This is a genomic window from Xenorhabdus anantnagensis (assembly GCF_028598555.1).
Lineage (GTDB): Bacteria > Pseudomonadota > Gammaproteobacteria > Enterobacterales > Enterobacteriaceae > Xenorhabdus > Xenorhabdus anantnagensis.
The window spans coordinates 1-4477 of the sequence record NZ_JAQRFN010000059.1 but is presented as its reverse complement, the minus strand read 5'-3'; the positions used below and the strand labels follow the sequence as shown (position 1 = coordinate 4477).

At 42.7% G+C, this 4477-nt stretch carries 4 protein-coding genes and 1 pseudogene; all 5 read right to left on the bottom strand.

Annotation, left to right across the window (positions count from 1 at the left end):
• Window positions 1-1853, bottom strand: a pseudogene (locus PSI14_RS19605) (phage tail protein); the annotation flags it as partial.
• Window positions 1846-1965 carry a GpE family phage tail protein gene (locus PSI14_RS19600; protein ID WP_011144425.1) on the bottom strand — a complete coding sequence of 40 codons (120 nt, stop codon included), beginning with the start codon at window positions 1963-1965 and terminating at the stop codon, window positions 1846-1848. The gene PSI14_RS19600 and the pseudogene PSI14_RS19605, both read right to left, overlap by 8 nt.
• Window positions 1966-1979: 14 nt before the next feature.
• Window positions 1980-2297: a phage tail assembly protein gene (locus PSI14_RS19595; RefSeq protein ID WP_074024573.1), complete on the bottom strand. Its 318-nt coding sequence runs from the start codon at window positions 2295-2297 to the stop codon at window positions 1980-1982.
• Between the two features lie 95 nt (window positions 2298-2392).
• On the bottom strand, window positions 2393-2911 hold the full coding sequence (locus tag PSI14_RS19590; protein ID WP_010845425.1) for a phage major tail tube protein: 519 nt from the start codon (window positions 2909-2911) through the stop codon (window positions 2393-2395).
• A gap of 11 nt (window positions 2912-2922) precedes the next feature.
• Window positions 2923-4095 carry a phage tail sheath protein gene (locus tag PSI14_RS19585; RefSeq protein WP_273577657.1) on the bottom strand — a complete coding sequence of 391 codons (1173 nt, stop codon included), beginning with the start codon at window positions 4093-4095 and terminating at the stop codon, window positions 2923-2925.
• Window positions 4096-4477 lie beyond the last annotated feature (382 nt).

Genomic DNA, 4477 nt, shown 5'->3' with positions numbered 1-4477 from the left:
CCCAATTGCGCAAATATATCCAGTGGCGCTGTTAATTTATTCAGTGCCTGAACACCCAACTGCACAAATGCATCCAATGTGGATTTTAATTTATCCAGCGCCTGAATACCTAATTGTGCAAAGAAATTCAGACTGGCTTTTAATTCTTCAAAAGCTTTAAGTCCTAACTGCACAAATACATCCAGACTGGCTTTTAATTTATCCAGTGCCTGAATTCCCAATTGCGCAAAAAAATTGAGACTGGCTTTTAATTCTTCAAAAGCTTTAAGACCCAACTGTGCAAACACCTCTAAAGGTGATATTAATTTGTTTAGAGCTTGAATACCCAACTGTACAAATGCATCCAATGTGGATTTTAATTTATCCAGCGCCTGAACGCCTAATTGTGCAAAGAAATTCAGACTGGCTTTTAACGCTTCAAAAGCTTTAAGCCCTAACTGCACAAATATATCCAGACTGGATTTTAATTTATCCAGCGCCTGAACGCCTAATTGTGCAAAGAAATTCAGACTGGCTTTTAATTCTTCAAAAGCTTTAAGCCCTAACTGTACAAATACATCCAGACTGGACTTTAATTTATCCAGCGCCTGAATGCCTAATTGCGCAAAAAAATTGAGACTGGCTTTTAATTCTTCAAAAGCTTTAAGTCCTAATTGTAAAAATGCATCCAAACTGGACTTTAGTTTATCCAGTGCCTGAATCCCAAGCTGGGCAAAGAAATTCAGACTGGCTTTTAACGCTTCAAAAGCTTTAAGTCCTAATTGTGCAAACACATCCAGGCTGGACTTAAGCATTTCCAGAGCCTTACGCCCCAGTTCCGCAAATTTATCCAAGCTAACTCTTAGATTAACAAAAATCTGAATTCCAAACTGCGCAAAAATATTCAGACTGGCTTTTAACTCTACAAAAGCCCGAAGCCCCAATTGCATAAAAAAGTTCAGGCCGGCTTTTAACTCTACAAAAGCCCGAATGCCCAGTTGGACAAAAAAGTTCAGGCTGGCTCTTAACTCAGCAAAAGCCTGAACTCCCAACTGGATAAAAAAGTTCAGGCTAGCTCTTAGCTCTACAAAAGCCCGAACGCCCAGCTGCACAAAAAAGTTCAGACTGGCTCTTAACTCAACAAAAGCCTGAATTCCCAACTGGATAAAAAAGTTCAGGCTAGTTCTTAGCTCTACAAAAGCCCGAACGCCCAGCTGAACAAAAAAGTTCAGACTGGCTCTTAACTCAGCAAAAGCCTGAATTCCCAACAGTGCAAATATATTCAAACTGACTCTTAAAGAGTCAAATATTTTTATGCCAATATTGCCGAAAATTTGTATATGACCAACCAGAGTTTGAAATACTACTTTTACTGAATTAGTCGTTAATTTCAAAACTGCATTAATTTTCGTTAGAATGCCAAATAAAATTGTTATCTTTGGATTAATATTAATAACCAACTTATCTAACAATGTAAAATTGTTAGACATATTCCCAGTGACACCAAGATTAAATTCGTTTTTTTTACTGGATGAATTTTCCTGTTTAATAATCTGGGTAGTTTGAACAATATTGGCTGATTGACTGGCGGCACTAACCTGCATCATTTTTGAGGAATTTTGCCGCGTAGATAAAGATTGTTTAATTGTTTGATTATAGGCTTTAAGGTCGGCACGCATACGCGCAGTTTCCTGCGCATAACCTACAAGGGGTTTTAATCCTTCAACAGTCTTATTAAGTTTCTTAAACTGGCTATAAATTTTATCTACTGAACCTACCAGTTTTTTCTGATGCTGTTGAAAAGATTTAAAGGAACTGGTCAGCTTTCCAACGGTACTCAATACCTTGTTAAGCTGTGACTGTATATTACTCATTTTCTGCACCACTTCTTAAAATGGCCCGATGTCGCCAGTCCAATAATTCCGGTAGTGACATTTCATCTGTCACTGCCGGTGACCAGTGAAAAACGGTGGCAATATCTGCCACCAATTCATCAACGGTTAATCGTTCTGGGAATCGGACTTGACCGACTTCGGCAACAAAAAATTGACCACCTCCACACTGAGATTAATCAGATCACCAGGTGACATCATTATCAGGTCATTTTTGGTCAATGCAGGGGTGGTAACACGCGGCAGGACAAGCAGCATAGAATCCACATCCATTTCCAGCAGTGCCTGTAAACGTGCACCGCGCAACGCGCCACTGTTAGGTTTGCGTACCATCACTTCCGTGATTTCGCCGTTGCCTCGTGCCAGTGGGGCTTCCAGTTCGATGGTGCGCAGATCGTCATTTTGAGTATTCAGTGTTTCTGTCATGGTTCAACCTTGTTTATCCGATTTGAAACCTGTCTCAACAGAGACGAAGAGACAGGAAATAAGTTTTAAAAATGCTAATTGCTAAAAAGAAGCGATTAAAAAAGACCGATTGCGCGGCGATGCTGTTCCAGACGATCTTCTCCACCCACTTTCTCAACCATGTTAATGGTGTCGATTTCAATCAGTTCTTCGCCATCCCATGTCAATTTGAAATAAGTGTTTTTGGCGGTGATTTTGGTCTGGGTGTTATCACCTTGTTTATACGTGCCGTGATCGAACTCTTGGAAGCGACCACGCATCACAACTTCAACTGCAACCACGTCACCAGTATCTTCGCGCTCAAAAGAGCCAGCAAAGCGCAGCATGACACCATCGGCTTTCGCGATGCCCCACTGTTTGTACAGTTGAGCTTCAATGCCACCCAGAGTGAATTCAGCATCCAGTGCGCCTTCATCCAGACCCAAATCAACCATTGCACTGCCGTTCATGCCAGCACCACGATAGGCTTCCAGCTTGCGGCTTAACTTAGGAAGAGTCAGTTCTTCCACGATCCCCTGATAGTTGTTGCCATCATTGAACAAGTTCAGGTATTTAAGTTTGCGAGGTAATGCCATCAGTTAGCCCCTTATTTATTGATACTTTTCGCGAAATCCATCAGGTAACTATCTGTAATACGCTGGCGCAACATCATGTTTTCCAGTGGCGGTACAGGTGTATAGTCATAATCGATGGTCAGTTTGCCGGTTTTCAGGGTGTCTTTATCGTTGATTTTATCGTCATACCAGCAACGACCATCAATGATGTAGCCACCGGCTTTCAGCTCACGGAACTTGGCATTGATACCTTCGATAATGTCGCGCACCAGTGATGGAGTCAGCGGTTTATCTATTGCCCACATATGCGCGTCAGCCATGGTGTCAGCCAGAACCTGAGCGGTACGGGTGTAGCTTTCGAACTGGAATAGTGGATCATCAGCACAAGTGCGGGAACCCCAGAAACGGAAGCCGTTTTTGCGGATCAGCGTGGTGATTCCTGCTTTGTTCAGCAGATCGGCGTCAGTTGCGGTATCTTGCAGATCCCAGAAAACATCAGCAGACAGGCCAGTCACGCCGTTAACACCAACGTTGGACAGGGTTTTATGCCAGCCGGTTTCCTGATCGATCTTGGCGCGCAAGCCCAGAGCACGAGCGGTCGCATACGCGATAGCTTCGCTATTGGTGACGGTATCCCAGCTCAAGAAATCTGGCCAAATCAGCATCAGCTCACGCTGATTGAAGTTGTCGCGATACTTGATCACTTCAGAGATATTTTTGCAGCCATAAGCGCTGACATAAGCCATTGCTTTCAGTTTCTGGGCAACGCTGGCCAGTTCAACAGCAACAGCTTTTGAATCCAGACCTGGAATCCCCAAAATACGAGGCTTAACACCGAGCTGGCTTTGCGCCGCCAACAGTGCCTGCATACCGGTTTTCTTACCTGCATCAGTGACACCACCGATGATATTAGAAATGGTTGCTTCTTCAGACTCTCCCTCGGCAACACGTACAACCACAGTGACAGGCAGAGCCTGAGCTGCGATTGCTTTCAGTGATGCGGATAAAGTCCCTTTATTCCCAGCCTTACCACTGGCGCTCATAACGTCAGTAAGCAGAACTGGGGTGTTTAATGGAAATGTTTTTTCGTCTGCATCAGGGGCAGTACAAACCATACCTACGATAGCAGTGCTAACGGTAGTGATGGTACGCGTACCTTCATTGATTTCCTGAACACGGACTCCGTGATGATAATCTTGTGCCATATTAGCGTTCTCCTGTTAAGGTGTGCTGATATATTGGCGGATTAGGCGGGGGAAATCATTCGATTGGGGATGTGTGGGGGAAGGTACAAATTCGATTTGATATTTTATTTAATAATCAAACTAATAGGTTGTATTTTTATTTGTTTTTAAATGGGTAGTGAAGTTGAGTATTTTGATGGGAGAAGTCTTTGACTGGTTGAGTAACTGCCTTGTTTTCCGCTTGTAAATTAGTTCAAAATTTATTCTTTTTCGTGTTGTTCGAAGTAATTCGACGTTTTGGTTGTTTTTTGATGGGATAAATAGGAGTATTTTTTCCATTGTTTTGTTGTTTTTCTAAATTATGGAAAAGATCTTAGCTCGAATCGTAATAATCCAGTGATTG

What these genes read in the sequence shown, in the direction of transcription:
- PSI14_RS19585 (WP_273577657.1), bottom strand. Translation starts at nt 4,095, where the DNA reads ATGGCACAAGATTATCATCACGGAGTCCGTGTTCAGGAAATCAATGAA.
- PSI14_RS19595 (WP_074024573.1), bottom strand. Translation starts at nt 2,297, where the DNA reads ATGACAGAAACACTGAATACTCAAAATGACGATCTGCGCACCATCGAA.
- PSI14_RS19590 (WP_010845425.1), bottom strand. Translation starts at nt 2,911, where the DNA reads ATGGCATTACCTCGCAAACTTAAATACCTGAACTTGTTCAATGATGGC.